The organism is Arthrobacter sp. D3-18 (assembly GCF_054408525.1).
In genome coordinates this window covers 2141628-2156922 of sequence record NZ_CP096440.1, presented here as the reverse complement: position 1 = coordinate 2156922, position 15295 = coordinate 2141628, and the positions used below count along the sequence as shown (strand labels likewise).

The window sequence follows — 15295 nt, the reverse complement described above, 5'->3', positions numbered from 1 at the left end:
CCCTCAACGCAGGATGCCCACAGCGGGATCGACCCGCTGCGGGCATCTCTCTGGCACCAGCCAATCACGGGCCACCGACAAAAACAGTGGCCAAAGACAAAACAGATCAGGCGTTGAAGTATTCCTTCAGGTCGGCCACCCGGTCCAGGCGTTCCCACGTGAAATCGGGTTCGTCGCGACCGAAGTGACCGTGCGCCGCCGTCTTGGTGTAAATGGGCCGCTTGAGGTCAAGGGCATCAATGATGGCGCGGGGACGGAGGTCGAACAGTTCGTCGATGGCCTCGCTGATGCGCGCCGGGTCAACAGTTTCGGTGCCGAAAGTCTCAACGTATGTTCCAACAGGGCGCGCCTGGCCGATGGCGTAGGCAATCTGAATCTCAGCGCGCTTGGCCAGTCCCGCGGCCACCACGTTCTTGGCAACCCAGCGCATGGCATAGGCGGCCGAGCGGTCCACCTTGGACGGATCCTTGCCGGAGAAGGCGCCACCGCCGTGGCGGGAGAATCCACCGTAGGTGTCCACGATGATCTTGCGGCCGGTGAGGCCAGCGTCGCCTACCGGGCCGCCGATAACGAAGGCGCCGGCAGGATTGAGGATGTTCGCCGTGCGGGCAATGTCCAAGTTGGACGCCGACATCACGGGGTCGATCACGTAGCTGGCGAGGTCCGCACGAAGCTGTTCGAGGCTTGCTTCTTCTGCGTGCTGGCTGGAGATGACCACGGTTTCCACGGAAACCGGCCGGTCGCCGTCGTACCCTACCGTGACCTGGGTCTTGCCGTCCGGGCGGAGGTAGGCCAGCTCGCCATTCTTGCGGACTTCGGTGAGGCGTTCAGACAAACGGTGGGCCAACCAGATGGGAGTGGGCATATAGGACGCCGTCTCATCGCTGGCATAACCGAACATAATGCCCTGATCGCCTGCACCCTGGAGGTCGTAGTCGTCCTCCTGGCGGCCTTCACGGGCCTCGAGTGAGTTGAACACGCCACCGGCGATGTCGTTGGACTGCTGGCCTATTGAAACCGACACGCCACAGCGGGCACCGTCAAAGCCGTTGGCGGAGGAGTCGTATCCGATGCCAAGGATGGTCTCGCGGACAATCTGCGGAATTTCCACATAAGCGTCAGTCGTGACCTCACCCGCCACGTGCACCAGGCCGGTGGTGGCCATGGTTTCAACGGCCACGCGGGATTCAGGATCAGCGGCTAGCAGCGCATCCAGGATGGCATCGCTGATTTGGTCACAGATCTTGTCCGGGTGCCCTTCAGTGACCGACTCGGAAGTGAAGAGCCGGAGCTTGGACGGGGTGCCATGGTGTTCATGGTGCAGCGGTAAAGTCACTCGTCCACCTTACTGGGTTGCGGGACGGCAGCATCTGCCGCGTGTCCCTTTGCTAAGAATTCGGGTGTGGGCTCAGTTACAAAGCCGGGAAGACCCGCGTAAGCTCGGCGCCCACGCGATCAATCACGGCGGCGGCGACGTCGGCTTTGGAGCCGGCGGCCGACTGAGGTTCGGCTCCATGACCGGAGAGGATAACCACGGAATTGTCATCCTGGCCGAACACCCGGCCGCTGCCCACCTGATTAACCACCAGCAGGTCACAGCCCTTGCGCTTGAGCTTGGCCGCTGCATGTTCCAGGACATCGCCTTGGGCGTCGCCCGTTTCGGCCGCGAAGCCAACAATCAGCTGCTGGCCGCCCTCGGCGTTGCGGCGCTCCACGAGCTCATGCAGGATGTCCGGGTTGCGGATCAACCGCACAACAGGCGCATCCTCGCCGTCGACCTTCTTGATCTTGGTGTCCGACACCTCTGCCGGACGGAAATCAGCCACGGCAGCGGCCATAATGACGACGTCGGAGTCCGCCGTCGCTTTCAGCGCAGCGTCGCGCAGTTCCAAAGCTGATTCGACGCGGACAAGCTCGACGCCCGCAGGCGGCTCGACGTCCATGTGTGCTGCGAGGAATCTCACAGTTGCCCCGGCAGCCAGGGCTGCAGCAGCCAGGGCGACCCCCTGCTTTCCCGAGGACCGGTTACCCAGGAAGCGGACAGGATCCAGCGCTTCCCTGGTCCCGCCTGCGGAAATGGTGACGGTACGGCCTGCCAAGGATGCGTGCGTGGCAGGTTCGGCCTTCGCTGCACCATCCACCGAGGCCTCGGCCAGCGCCATGGCAGCAGCAAAGATCGCTTCGGGCTCGGGCAAACGGCCTGGACCGGAGTCAGTACCCGTCAGGCGACCCGAGGCAGGCTCGAGCACCGTGACGCCACGGCTGCGCAACGTCTCAACATTGGCTTGGGTGGCGGCATGCTGCCACATCTCGGTGTGCATCGCGGGAGCGAACAGAACCGGCCCATGGGCCATGAGGAGCGTGTTGGTGAGGAGGTCGCCGGCTTGTCCGGTTGCCGCTTTGGCCAGGAGGTCCGCCGTGGCAGGAGCAACCACGATCAGGTCAGCCTTATGCCCCAAACGGACATGGTTGACCTTCTCAACGTCGTCAAAGACGCTGTTGCTCACGGGGTTGCCGGAGAGGGCTTCCCACGTGGCCACTCCGACGAATCGGGTTGCGGCTTCCGTGGGGATGACCGTCACCTTGTGACCGGCTTCAGTAAAAAGCCGGAGGAGCGATGCAACCTTGTAGGCTGCGATCCCTCCCCCGACTCCGAGGACTATGCGCACGTGACCTCCGTCAACAGGCAGTCTTTGTTATTCGGCGGGCTCGATCGGCGTGGAAACCAGAAGGCCTTCGTTGATCTCGCGGAGTGCGATGGACAACGACTTCTCGTTCAGCTTGGTGTCGACCAGCGGGCCGACGTACTCGAACAGGCCCTCGTGCAGCTGTGCATAGTAGGCATTGATCTGGCGGGCGCGCTTGGCGCCGAAGATGACCAGGCCGTACTTGGAATCAGCAGCCTCAAGCAGCGAATCGATCGGCGGGTTGATGATGCCTTCAAGGTTCGTGGACACGAATTCTCCAAATTTTAGCGGGCCAACAAATGCAAGCGCTTAGCGCTGGTGCGGGGTAAGCCCCATGAGTGAAACAAGCTCGTCCGCTGCCCGGCGAACGTCGTCATTGATGACGGTGTGGTCAAACTCCGGTTCAGCAGCAAGTTCCAGTTTAGCGGTTTCCAGCCTGCGCTGCTGTTCCTCGGGAGTTTCCGTGCCACGGCCCACCAGGCGACGGACCATTTCGTCCCAGCTGGGCGGTGCCAGGAACACAAAATTCGCGTCCGGAACGGCAGCTTTGACCTGCCGAGCGCCTTGGAGGTCGATCTCCAGCAACACCGACTTCCCGTCGGCGATGGCCGCGTCCACGGTACTGCGGAGCGTCCCATAGCGGTTCTGGCCATGCACAACAGCCCACTCCAGCAGTTCACCCTCAGCTACCAGGGAGTCGAACTCCTCGGCGGATTTGAAGAAGTAGTGAACGCCATCCTTTTCGCCCGGACGTGCAGCCCGGGTGGTTGCCGAGACCGAGAGCCAAACCTCCGGATAGTTGTCCCTGATGTAGGTGGATACGGTTCCCTTGCCAACGGCAGTGGGGCCTGCAAGGACAGTCAGTCCGGGTTTCTTGCTCACGGATTCCTTCGGGGAGATGCGTCAAACGCTTTGCTGGGTATCCATAAAATCTACCAGCGCCCGGGCCTGATGAATTCCCAGGCCCCTGATGCGCCGGGATCCCGCAATACCAATCTCCGCCATGATCCCGGCAGCCCTGACGGGCCCGATGCCCGGCAGGGCCTCCAGCAACTCCACTACCCGCATGCGCGCAATCGCTTCATCCGTTGAGCCGGAAGAAATCAGCTCCGCCACGCTCACTTCGCCGCGCTTAAGCTTTTCCTTGGCAGCGGCACGCACGGCCCGCGCCTTGGCAGCCTTTTCAAGCGCGTCGGAACGCTCCTGCGGTGTCAGCTCTTTAAGGCCCACTGCCAAACCCCTGTCAGATCGCGATTGTGATCCAGATCACGCGGACTGATCCTGAACCTACCGGCAGGGGCCGCGTTGCGCAATGAGGGTAGCCAAGTTACTCGGAGCGAAGCCCTGCGAGAGTCTCTTCCGTTGCGGCCCGGAGGCCGGCCAGGGACGGACCAGCAGCCAGGATCCCCCGGCTGGAGGTGGCCAGAACGGTGGGGTAGGCACTTCCGAACGTCGCTCGAAGATCAGCAGGAGTGGCTCCCTGCGCACCAAGCCCAGGTGCCAGAATCGCCCCGCGGACCGGCCCGAGATCGATATCCAAGTCATCCAGGGCAGAACCAATGGTTGCCCCAACAACCAAGCCCACAGACCCAAGGGAGCCCTCGTACCGCTGGTTCTCGGCTGCAGCCGCCGCCGCGATCCTGCGCGCCACGGAGTCGCCTCCGCCGACATGCTGGACAGACTTTCCTTCAGGGTTTGATGTCAGTGCAAGCACAAACACTCCCCTGCCGTGTTGCGCAGCAAGATCCAAAGCGGGGCGCAGCGACTCAAAGCCAAGATACGGGCTCAGGGTCACGGAGTCAGCAGCCAAGGACGAACCATCCCGCAGCCAGGCATCCGCATACGCCGCCATGGTGGAGCCGATGTCCCCGCGCTTGGCATCAGCGATACTAAGCACACCTGCCTCCGTAGAGGCTGCCAGGGTGCGCTCCAGGACTGCCATGCCGGCGGAGCCGTGACGCTCATAGAGTGCCACTTGCGGCTTGACGGCGGCAGCGAGGGAAGCCACGGCCTCCACCACTGTCAGCGAAAAGCGCTCCAGTCCCGCGGCGTCGTCGTTCAATCCCCATTCAGCCAAAAGCTGCGGGTGCGGATCGATTCCAACGCACAGCGGACCGCGTGAGGCCATGGCCGCAGCCAGCCGGGAGCCAAAGGACTCCCGGGCCGGCTGCTGCTCTTGCTGAGGTGAAGCAGACTCAGGCATTGGCTGCTTCCATTGCGGCTGCCAGGTTGGCTGCGTGCTCCTGCAGGCTGGTCACGGACCATTCGTAGGTGCGAAGGGCCTCAATCGCCTGCACTGCCGCGTTGAACTCGGCAACGGTGGTGATGCACGGAATGCCGATGGACGTTGCCGCGGCACGGAGTTCGTATCCGTCGCTGCGGGCTTCGCCGCCGGAGGGCGTGTTGAAGACCATGTCGATCTCGCCGGCAATGACCAGATCCGCAATGGTGCCTTCGCCTTCGGCGCTGCTGCCTTCGGCAACCTTGCGGACCGGAGTCGCCTGGATGCCGTTGCGCCGCAGGACGTCAGCCGTACCACCGGTGGAGACGATCTCGAAGCCCAGGTCCGAGAGGCGCTTGACGCCCATGATCACCGAACGCTTGTCACGGTTGGCTACCGAGACGAAGATCTTGCCTTCGGTGGGCAACGCGTTGTTCGCAGCGGCCTGGCTCTTGGCGAAGGCCGTGTCGAAGTGCTTGTCGATGCCCATGACTTCACCGGTGGAGCGCATTTCCGGACCGAGCAAGGAATCTACAACCTTGCCCTCAGGAGTACGGAAGCGGCTGAACGGAAGGACCGCTTCCTTGACGGCAACCGGGGCGTCCAGCGGGAGGGTGGAACCGTCGCCCGTTTCCGGCAGCATCTTGTAGGCGCCGCGGAGCTGGTTGATGGTCACGCCCGTACCGATGAGGGCAGCTGCCTTGGCCATCTGCACGCCCGTTGCCTTGGAGACGAACGGCACTGTGCGGGAAGCGCGCGGGTTAGCTTCAAGGACGTACAAGACGTCGGAAGCCAGTGCGAACTGGATGTTGATGAGGCCGCGGACACCCACGCCTTCGGCAATGGCCCGGGTTGCCGTGCGCACGCGCTCGATCACGTTGTTGCCCAAGGTAATCGGAGGAAGCACGCAAGCGGAGTCACCCGAGTGGATACCGGCTTCCTCGATGTGTTCCATGATGCCGCCGAGGTACATGTCAGTGCCGTCGAAGAGTGCGTCGACGTCGATTTCGACCGCGTCTTCGAGGAAGCGGTCAATCAGCACCGGGTGGTCCGGGGTGATTTCGGTGGCGTTGGCGATGTAGCGGGAGAGGTTTGCTTCGTCGTAGACGATCTCCATGCCACGGCCGCCCAGGACGTAAGACGGGCGGACCAGCACCGGGTAGCCGATTTCGTCAGCGATCTTCTTGGCGTCCTCGAAGGAGACAGCGGTGCCGTTCTTCGGGGAAGTCAGGCCGGCTTCGTCCAGGACCCGGGCGAAGGCGCCACGGTGCTCGGCGAGGTCGATCGCTTCCGGCGAGGTACCCAGGATCGGAACACCGGCGTCGGCGAGCTGCTGTGCGAGCTTCAGCGGGGTCTGGCCACCGAGCTGCACGAAGACACCCATCACGCCACCGGTGCGCTCTTCAGCGGCAATGACCTCGAGGACGTCCTCAAGGGTCAGCGGCTCAAAGTAAAGGCGCGTGGAAACGTCGTAGTCCGTGGAGACGGTCTCGGGGTTGCAGTTGACCATGACGGTTTCGTAGCCGGCCTTGCGGAGCGCCATGGAGGCGTGCACGCAGGAGTAGTCGAACTCGATGCCCTGGCCAATGCGGTTGGGCCCTGAACCCAGGATGATGACGGAGGGCTTGGCGTGCAGGCCTACCTCATCTTCCTCGTCATAGGACGAATAGTGGTACGGGGTGTAGGCGGCAAACTCAGCGGCACAGGTGTCCACTGTCTTGTAGACCGGACGAATGCCCAAGGCCTGGCGAACGCCTCGCACCACTGCCTCGTTGTTGTGCGTCAAGGCACCGATCTGCTCGTCGGAGAAGCCGTGGCGCTTGGCGTTGCGCAGCATTTCCTCGGTGAGCACCCCGGCCTTGCGGATCTCCTGCGCGGTCTCGTTGAGAAGCTGCAGCTGGTCCAAGAACCAGGGGTCGATCTTGGTGGCCTCGAAAAGGTCTTCCACCGTGGCGCCACCCAGGAGCGCACGCTGCACCTGGTGCAGGCGGTCCGTGGTGGGGCGCTTGGCCTTCTCGATGAGCTCGGCAACCTCGTACTCCGGCACGGAGCTGAAGTCCAGCTGCGAGCCCTTCTGCTCCAATGAGCGAAGGGCCTTCTGCAGGGCTTCGGTGAAGTTGCGGCCCATGGCCATGGCTTCACCCACGGACTTCATGGTGGTGGTCAGCGTGTTGTCAGCCGCCGGGAACTTCTCGAAGGCGAAACGCGGAACCTTGACCACTACGTAGTCCAAGGTGGGCTCAAAGGACGCCGGAGTCTTCTGGGTGATGTCGTTGGGGATCTCGTCCAGTGTGTAACCGAGGGAGAGCTTGGTTGCGATCTTGGCAATGGCGAAGCCCGTTGCCTTGGACGCCAACGCGGAGGAACGGGAGACGCGCGGGTTCATTTCAATGACCACAACGCGGCCCGTGGCGGGGTCGATGGCGAACTGGATGTTGCAGCCACCGGTGTCCACGCCCACTTCGCGGATGACGGCGATGGAGACGTCGCGGAGCTTCTGGTACTCGCGGTCTGTGAGGGTCAGTGCCGGTGCAACCGTGATGGAGTCACCGGTGTGGACGCCCACGGGGTCGAAGTTTTCGATGGAGCAGACAACAACGACGTTATCGTTCTTGTCGCGCATCATTTCAAGCTCGTACTCTTTCCAGCCGAGAATGCTCTCTTCGAGCAGGACCTCGGTGGTGGGGCTGTACTGGAGGCCCTGGCCGACGATGCGGCGGAGGTCGTCCTCGTTGTAAGCCAAGCCTGAGCCCAGGCCACCCATGGTGAAGGACGGCCGGACCACCATGGGGTAGCCCAGATCCTCAGCAGCAGCGAAGGCCTCTTCCATGGTGTGGATGATGTGGCTGCGTGCGGACTCCGCGCCACAACGCTCCACAACACCCTTGAACTTCTCACGGTCTTCCCCGAGCTCAATGGCAGCAATGTTCGCGCCAATGAGTTCCACGTTGTACTTCTCCAGCACACCGTTCTTGTCCAATGCGATGGCAGTGTTCAGAGCCGTCTGGCCACCCAGGGTGGGCAGGATGGCGTCCGGACGCTCCTTGGCGATGATCTTCTCCACCACCTCAGGGGTGATGGGCTCAACGTAGGTGGCATCGGCGAACTCGGGGTCCGTCATGATGGTGGCCGGGTTGGAGTTTACGAGGATGACCCGCAGGCCCTCCTCCTTGAGGACGCGAAGTGCCTGGGTACCGGAGTAGTCGAATTCGGCCGCCTGGCCAATGACGATGGGGCCGGAACCGATGACAAGGACGCTCTTGAGATCTGTACGCTTGGGCATTACTTCTTGTCCTCAGTCTTGGAGTCGGTGGAGTTGGCGCCTGTGGCCTTGGACTTGGTATCGGCCATGAGGTCGATGAAGCGGTCGAAGAGGTAGGCAGCATCGTGCGGTCCGGCCGCCGCTTCGGGGTGGTACTGGACCGAGAACGCCGGGATGTCGAGGCAGGCGAGTCCTTCAACGACGTCGTCGTTCAACGAAACGTGGCTGACTTCCACGCGGCCAAAGCGCTCTTCGGGTGCCACGGTGGAACCGTTCAGCGGCGCGTCAACAGCGAAGCCGTGGTTCTGCGAGGTGATTTCCACCTTGCCGGTCCGGCGGTCCATCACCGGCTGGTTGATGCCCCGGTGGCCGTAACGGAGCTTGTAGGTGCCGAAGCCCAGGGCACGGCCCAGGATCTGGTTACCGAAGCAGATGCCGAAGTACGGGAGTTTCTCGTCCAGCACCGAGCGCAGCAGGGAAACCTGGTGGTCGGCCGTAGCGGGGTCGCCGGGTCCGTTGGACATGAAGAAGCCGTCCGGCTTGACCGCGTTGACGTCCTCCAGGGTGGAAGTGGCCGGCAGGACGTGCACGCGCACGCCGCGCTCAGCGAAGCGCACCGGAGTCATTGCCTTGATACCAAGGTCAACGGCTGCGATGGAGAAGCGCGGCTCGCCTTCCCAGCCGTGGTCCTTGGGCTCCACGACATAGGCCTCGTCAATGGAGACTTCCTCAGCAAGCGCTGCGCCTTCCATGGGCGCACTGGCCAGGACAGCATCCAGGAGTTCCTTGTCGGTGGCCTGCGCGGCCTCGCCGGAGAAAATACCTGCCCGCATGGTCTTGTGCTCACGGAGGTGGCGGGTGATGGCCCTGGTGTCTACGCCCTGGATGCCAACGATTCCCTGCTCCACCAGTTCATCATCGAGGCTTCGTTCGGAGCGCCAGTTTGAGGGGCGCCGGGCGGCGTCGCGCACAATGTACCCTGCCACCCAGATGCGGCGGGACTCAGCGTCTTCGCTGTTGACGCCGGTGTTGCCGATGTGCGGCGCAGTCTGGACCACCAGCTGGCGGGCGTACGAGGGGTCGGTGATGGTCTCCTGGTAGCCGGTCATGCCGGTGGCGAAGACGGCCTCACCGAGAGCGGTTCCCTGGGCTCCGTAGCTGCGGCCGCGGAACATGCGGCCGTCTTCGAGCACGAGTATTGCTGCTGAGGGGGTGGGGGTGGTGGCTGCTTTACTATCCGTCACTTTATTACTTTCCACTATCGGCATCTGCCTGAGGGGCTGCGGAGATCAATTCTTGGAGGGCTTCGAGGAGGAGCTGCTTGTCGGTTGCGTGCCTGGAACGGAATCCGGTGTCGAGTTCCCGGGCACCAAGCTTCCAGTTGACGACCAGGAGTCCGTCCTTTTCGACGAATTTCCCGGCCATGCCGTTGGCTTCGCGGCTGTCCACCAGGGCGGCTCGCGGGATGAAAACAGGGGCGGCACCGGATCGGTCGAACAGCACGCCTTCAGCGTGAACACTCAGTTCCGCGTTGGTCCGGATACCCAGGCCCTGCACTGCGATCCGATCCAGCCAGTCGCCCGCCGTGGTGGTGGCCACGTATTGGCCGTCTGCGACCACCGATGCCGGTGTCAGCTGCTCCGGCACCTCGGGAAGGCGTTCGACGTCGGCTTGTCGCCTTAGCCGGTTCCGCCACCCCAGCCAGATCATCGCCAGGACGACGACGATCAACGGCACCGTGATGAGCACGGTCAGTGTTTGGTTGTCCATTAGTTGCTGCTGACTGCCGGGTACCTGTACGGCGTGTTGAGCTGTCCGCCGAGAACGGTTGGATGGCCTTTGAAGAAAGTAGCCACCACGGAGCCGGGCAGCTCTTTGCCCTTGAACGGTGAATTGCGGCCCATGGTTGCCATTTTATGGGGGTCAACGGTCCAACGCGCAGCCGGGTCCACCAGGATGACGTTGGCGGGCTCGCCAACCTCAAGCGGACGGCCTTGATCGGCAACACGGCCAATGACTGCCGGCGTGAACGAGGTAACCCTGGCGAAGTCGGCCCAGGTCATGAGGCCGGTTTCGATCATGGTCTCCTGGACCACGGACAGGGCGGTTTCAAGGCCGGTCATGCCCATGGCTGCCTGCGCCCATTCACATTCCTTGTGCTCGCTGGGGTGCGGGGCATGATCGGTTCCCACGACGTCGATGGTGCCGTCTGCCAAGCCCTCACGGAGCGCTTGAACGTCGGCGTCGGTCCGCAGCGGCGGGTTGACCTTGTAGACGGGGTCGTAGCTACGGACCAGCTCATCAGTGAGGAGCAGGTGGTGAGGGGTGACCTCGGCAGTGACGTTGATTCCACGCGCCTTCGCCCAGCGCACGATCTCCACGGAACCCGCCGTGGAGACGTGGCATACGTGGAGACGGGAACCAACATGCTGGGCAAGCAGGACGTCGCGGGCAATGATGCTTTCCTCGGCGACAGCCGGCCAGCCGGTGAGTCCCAGCACCGCGGAAACAGCACCTTCGTTCATCTGCGCACCAGCGGTAAGGCGCGGTTCCTGAGCATGCTGGGCCACCACGCCGTCGAACGCTTTGACGTATTCCAACGCCCGGCGCATGAGGACGGGATCGTGGACGCAGATGCCGTCGTCGGAGAACATCCGGACCTGGGCACGGGAATCCGCCATGGCCCCCAGCTCGGCGAGCTGCTCCCCCGCCAAGCCCACGGTCACTGCACCTACAGGGCGCACATCAACCCAACCGGAGGCACGGCCCAGGCTGTGAACCTGCTCCACGACGCCCGCAGTGTCTGCCACCGGGTTGCTGTTGGCCATGGCGTGGACTGCAGTGAAGCCTCCAAGCGCAGCGGCCCGGGTACCGGTTTCCACTGTTTCGGCGTCTTCGCGGCCGGGTTCGCGCAAGTGGGTGTGAACGTCCACCATGCCAGGCAGGGCGACGAGGCCCTGGGCGTCGATGACTGTTGCGTCATCAGCTGACAGGTCCTTGCCGCGTGCTTCGATAACGCCGTCACGGATCAAGAGGTCTTCAGCTCCGCCGCCGAGGATGGCGGCCCCACGAATCAGGTAGGTGTTCTCGGCCATCAGTTGGTCTCCTTGCTGGACTGGCTTACGTTCGGGGCAGCTTCACGGGAGTCCCCGGAGAGCAGCAGGTAAAGGGCGGCCATTCTGACCGAGACCCCGTTCCGCACCTGCGCGAGCACGGTGGAACGCGGCGAATCTGCGGCGGCAGAAGATATCTCCAAACCCCGGTTCATGGGGCCGGGATGCATGATGATGGTGTCCTTCATGCCGAGATCGTCCAGTGTTCGGAGCCTGGCGTCGTCGAAACCCCAGCGGCGCGAGTACTCGCGGGTCGACGGGAAGAACGACGCATTCATCCGCTCGCCCTGGACACGCAGCATCATCATGGCGTCGATGCCGGCCTCCAGCGTCTCGTCCAGGTTGTAGCTGACCTTGCAAGGCCAGTGCTCGACGCCGATGGGCAGCAATGTAGGCGGCGCCACCAGGGTGACCTCAGCGCCAAGAGTCTTCAGCAGCCAAACGTTGGAACGGGCGACACGGGAGTGCAGGACATCCCCCGCAATTGCTACCCGCATGCCCTTGAGGTCTGCTCCGGTGGATTCGATGCCGTTGACCTGGGACCAATGCCGACGCATGGTGAAGGCATCCAGGAGTGCCTGGGTCGGGTGCTCGTGGGTGCCGTCGCCGGCGTTGATGACAGCGGCGTCAATCCAGTCAGTGGCAGCGAGCCGATGCGGCGCGCCGGAAGCCCAGTGGCGGATGACGACGGCGTCCGCGCCCATGGCTGCGAGTGTCTGCGCCGTGTCCTTGAGGGATTCCCCTTTGGAAACCGAGGACCCCTTGGCGGCGAAGTTGATGACATCGGCTGACAGGCGTTTGGCTGCGGCTTCAAAGGAAATACGGGTACGGGTGGAGTCTTCGAAGAATAGGTTAACCACGGTACGGCCGCGCAGTGCCGGTAGTTTCTTTACTTCACGCTCGCCGACTGCGGACATTTCCTCAGCTGTGTCCAGAACACGAATGGCGTCGAAGAGACTGAGGTTTTCGGTGGAAAGGAGGTGCTTCACTTGCCGGCCTCAATTACTACCTCGTTGACGGGAACGCCGTCCACGGAGTCGATCTCCTCGAGGTGAACCCGGACTTTTTCGGAGGAGGAAGTGGGCAGGTTCTTGCCCACGTGGTCTGCACGGATGGGAAGCTCGCGGTGTCCCCGGTCCACCAGCACAGCCAACCGGACGATCCGCGGGCGGCCAAGGTCAACCAAAGCGTCCAATGCGGCGCGAATGGTCCGGCCCGAATAAAGAACGTCATCGATCAGGACAACAACCTTGTTATCGATCCCGGACAGCGGAAGCCGTGTGTGACGTGGGGGCCGCGTGGGCTGGTGGGAGAGGTCGTCACGGAACATGGTGACATCCAGCTGGCCGACCATCGTCTCGGCGTTCACCGTGGGGTCGGCCGCTGCAATTTTGTTGGCAAGCCGTACGGCCAAAGGATAGCCGCGGCTGGGAATGCCCAAAAGAACCAGGTCCTGGGAGCCTTTATTGGCTTCGAGGATCTCGTGGGCGATACGAGTGAGCGCACGATCAATGTCTGCCTGATTGAGAACAACCCGCGACGGCACGTGCGCTGAAGTGACTTCAGTCATCGCTCGTCTCCCCTTTCCCCGCCTCACGGGACGGAATTAAAAAAGGAATATTTGCTTTTCAAAACTACCACAGCGCCTCTCCCGCACCTCACCGAGGACGGTAGAGAAGCGTGAGTTTAAGCTCACACTCCGTGCTGTGGAATAGGCTCTTTCCCATGACCATGAACCACCACGGCCAACCCTATCCGCGGCCATATCTGGAACCTGGTGCCAACCCCACCTGGATAGGCCGCGTGCAGCCGGGGAACTATCAACCGGCCCCTGGTAATCCAACATCCCTCCCCCGGCAAACCTGGGCGATGCCACCCGCGCCGCAAGGTCGCAAGTCCTGGGGCATGCTGCCACTACTCGTTGTGGGAACCGTACTGGTCCTCGGCAGCCTGTTGCTGGTGGTGCCGTTCCTTCTGGGAAATACGGGCATTGCCGGTTTCGTGATCGGCTTCATCGCGTCCCTTATTCCGCTGTCCGTAGTGCTGTTGACCGTACGCCTGATCGATCGTTGGGAGCCCGAGCCTAGGAGGCTCTTATGGTTCGCGTTCACGTGGGGTGCCGCGGTGTCCATTGCCGGGACGCTGCTCATCCAGCCGATCTTCGCGCTTGCAGCACCCACGTCCAGCGAAGAAGCTTTCACCTACTTCATGGCAACGGTCCAGGCCCCCATCGTTGAAGAGTTCACCAAGTCTCTGGGTTTGTTGGTCCTGATCCTGGCAGCACGCAAGTACTTTGACGGACCGGTAGACGGGGTGGTCTTCGCCTTCACCATCGCCGCGGGCTTCGCCTTCACGGAGAACATCCTCTACTTTGGACGTGAAATAGCCTCCTCCACCGATCCCGGCACTGACTTGGTCCGAATTTTCATCCTAAGAGGCGTTATGTCGCCGTTCGCCCACGCGGTGTTCACGGGGACAACCGGACTGATCATGGGCTTCGCAGCCCGGAAGTGGCACTCGGGCTATGCCGTCCTGGCGTTCTTCGTCGGTTTGCTGCCTGCAATGTTCCTGCACAACCGCTGGAACAGCATGGGGCAGAACTTCCTGGTGGAGTACTTCGTGGTCCAGGTGCCGATCTTCCTGATCGCTGCTGCGGGCATCATCCTTCTACGCTACGCCGAAGGAAAACTCACCCGCCAGCGGCTTCTCGAGTATGCCCGGGCAGGCTGGTTCACCCCAGCTGAAGTGGAGATGCTGGCCACGTCACGAGGCAGGCGGCAGGCTGTTCGTTGGGCGTCCTCGCGCGGTCGCGGCAACCAAATGAAATCGTTTATCAAAGGGGCCACAGCATTGGCGTTTACCCGGCAGAGGATCCTCAGTGGCCGCGACGTCCACGTTCACCAACACGATGAATTGGAGCACCTGCGCAGCATCCCGTCCCTCAGGGCGGCGGTGCTCCAGTAGTGCAAAGGACCTGCAAGTAACACAAAAAGGACCCGCATCCTGTGGATGCGGGTCCTTTTTTTGTCATGAATGCCTAAGCGAGCAGCGACGGCTTGAGCTTCTGCAAGCGGCCAAGCAGCCCGTTGATGAAAGCCGGTGACTCGTCCGTGGACATCGTCTTGGCAAGTGCCACAGCTTCGCTGACAGCTACGCCGTCCGGAACTTCGTCATTGTAGAGAAGTTCCCAAGCGCCAATACGAAGGATGATGCGGTCTACCGACGGCATACGCTCCAACGTCCAGCCCTGGGCGTAGGTCTCCAGGAATTCATCGATGGTTGCCTGCATGGAAACAACACCCTCCACGATTTCCACCGTGTACGGGTTGATGACAAGATCGGTCTTCTCCCGGCGCGCTGTCATCGCGTCGAAAGCCGAAACGGAGCGCTGCTCCGCCTCGAAAAGTACTTCAAGGGCCCTGCTACGGGCTTTACCGCGTGCGCTCACTAGTCGTTGACCCGGCCCAAGTAGCTGCCATCGCGGGTGTCTACTTTGACCTTGGTGCCCTGCTCAACGAACAGTGGTACCTGGATTTCGTAGCCAGTCTCCACCGTTGCGGGCTTGGTGCCTGCCGAGGAGCGGTCGCCCTGAAGGCCCGGTTCCGTGTAGGTGATTTCGAGGACAACGCTCGGGGGCAATTCGATGTACAGCGGCGTGCCCTCGTGGATGGCAATGTTGACCATCTGGTTCTCGAGCATGAAGTTGGTGGCGTCGCCCACGGTGGCACCGGACACGGTGATCTGGTCGTAGTCCTGGGTGTCCATGAAGACGAAATCTTCGCCGTCCTGGTACAGGTACTGGTAGTCACGGCGGTCAACCGTTGCGGTTTCAATCTTCAGGCCGGCGTTGAAGGTCTTGTCGACCACCTTGCCGGACATGACGTTGCGCATCTTGGTGCGAACGAAGGCGCCGCCCTTGCCCGGCTTGACGTGCTGGAACTCAATGATGTTCCAGAGCTGGCCCTCGAGCTTCAGTACGGTCCCGTTCTTGATGTCGTTTGTGGTTGCCACT

The 15295-nt window shown here is 62.4% G+C and carries 15 protein-coding genes; 1 reads left to right on the top strand and 14 read right to left on the bottom strand.

What is annotated here, in order from left to right; all coding sequences use genetic code 11:
* Window positions 1-106 precede the first annotated feature (106 nt).
* The 12 genes from metK to pyrR form a co-directional block, all read right to left on the bottom strand.
* A complete protein-coding gene (gene metK, locus M1D89_RS12180; RefSeq protein ID WP_017197561.1) occupies window positions 107-1336 on the bottom strand; it encodes a methionine adenosyltransferase in 1230 nt (409 codons plus the stop codon).
* A 76-nt stretch (window positions 1337-1412) separates the two neighbouring features.
* On the bottom strand, window positions 1413-2669 hold the full coding sequence (gene coaBC / locus M1D89_RS12175; RefSeq protein WP_498650768.1) for a bifunctional phosphopantothenoylcysteine decarboxylase/phosphopantothenate--cysteine ligase CoaBC: 1257 nt from the start codon (window positions 2667-2669) through the stop codon (window positions 1413-1415).
* Between the two features lie 27 nt (window positions 2670-2696).
* Window positions 2697-2957, bottom strand: a complete 261-nt coding sequence (gene rpoZ, locus M1D89_RS12170) for a DNA-directed RNA polymerase subunit omega (protein WP_017197559.1) — start codon at window positions 2955-2957, stop codon at window positions 2697-2699.
* 39 nt (window positions 2958-2996) lie between these two features.
* The gene (gmk, locus tag M1D89_RS12165; RefSeq protein WP_011774946.1) at window positions 2997-3569 is read right to left on the bottom strand and encodes a guanylate kinase; all 573 of its coding nucleotides are present in this window, start codon (window positions 3567-3569) and stop codon (window positions 2997-2999) included.
* 21 nt (window positions 3570-3590) lie between these two features.
* Window positions 3591-3917, bottom strand: a complete 327-nt coding sequence (mihF, locus tag M1D89_RS12160; protein WP_309075522.1) for an integration host factor, actinobacterial type — start codon at window positions 3915-3917, stop codon at window positions 3591-3593.
* A gap of 97 nt (window positions 3918-4014) precedes the next feature.
* A complete protein-coding gene (pyrF, locus tag M1D89_RS12155) occupies window positions 4015-4890 on the bottom strand; it encodes an orotidine-5'-phosphate decarboxylase (protein WP_498650767.1) in 876 nt (291 codons plus the stop codon).
* Window positions 4883-8191, bottom strand: coding sequence for a carbamoyl-phosphate synthase large subunit (gene carB / locus M1D89_RS12150; RefSeq protein WP_419203425.1), 3309 nt, complete (start codon window positions 8189-8191; stop codon window positions 4883-4885). The genes pyrF and carB overlap by 8 nt, the downstream gene beginning before the upstream one ends.
* Entirely contained in the window at window positions 8191-9438 is a 1248-nt protein-coding gene (carA, locus tag M1D89_RS12145) for a glutamine-hydrolyzing carbamoyl-phosphate synthase small subunit (protein WP_498650766.1), read from the bottom strand. The genes carB and carA overlap by 1 nt, the downstream gene beginning before the upstream one ends.
* A complete protein-coding gene (locus M1D89_RS12140; RefSeq protein WP_498650765.1) occupies window positions 9419-9940 on the bottom strand; it encodes a PH-like domain-containing protein in 522 nt (173 codons plus the stop codon). The genes carA and M1D89_RS12140 overlap by 20 nt, the downstream gene beginning before the upstream one ends.
* Window positions 9940-11265: a dihydroorotase gene (locus M1D89_RS12135; protein ID WP_498650764.1), complete on the bottom strand. Its 1326-nt coding sequence runs from the start codon at window positions 11263-11265 to the stop codon at window positions 9940-9942. Before M1D89_RS12135 ends, M1D89_RS12140 begins: the two co-directional genes overlap by 1 nt.
* Window positions 11265-12272: an aspartate carbamoyltransferase catalytic subunit gene (locus M1D89_RS12130; protein ID WP_498650763.1), complete on the bottom strand. Its 1008-nt coding sequence runs from the start codon at window positions 12270-12272 to the stop codon at window positions 11265-11267. Before M1D89_RS12130 ends, M1D89_RS12135 begins: the two co-directional genes overlap by 1 nt.
* On the bottom strand, window positions 12269-12853 hold the full coding sequence (pyrR, locus tag M1D89_RS12125; protein WP_014921974.1) for a bifunctional pyr operon transcriptional regulator/uracil phosphoribosyltransferase PyrR: 585 nt from the start codon (window positions 12851-12853) through the stop codon (window positions 12269-12271). The genes M1D89_RS12130 and pyrR overlap by 4 nt, the downstream gene beginning before the upstream one ends.
* A gap of 110 nt (window positions 12854-12963) precedes the next feature.
* On the opposite strand from pyrR, the gene M1D89_RS12120 reads away from it, so the two are divergent.
* Window positions 12964-14247, top strand: a complete 1284-nt coding sequence (locus M1D89_RS12120) for a PrsW family intramembrane metalloprotease (RefSeq protein ID WP_498650762.1) — start codon at window positions 12964-12966, stop codon at window positions 14245-14247.
* A 73-nt stretch (window positions 14248-14320) separates the two neighbouring features.
* On the opposite strand, the gene nusB is transcribed toward M1D89_RS12120, so the two are convergent.
* Entirely contained in the window at window positions 14321-14731 is a 411-nt protein-coding gene (gene nusB / locus M1D89_RS12115; RefSeq protein ID WP_018777735.1) for a transcription antitermination factor NusB, read from the bottom strand.
* Complete coding sequence (gene efp / locus M1D89_RS12110; RefSeq protein ID WP_011774957.1) at window positions 14731-15294, bottom strand: elongation factor P; 564 nt, start codon at window positions 15292-15294, stop codon at window positions 14731-14733. The genes nusB and efp overlap by 1 nt, the downstream gene beginning before the upstream one ends.
* Window position 15295 lies beyond the last annotated feature (1 nt).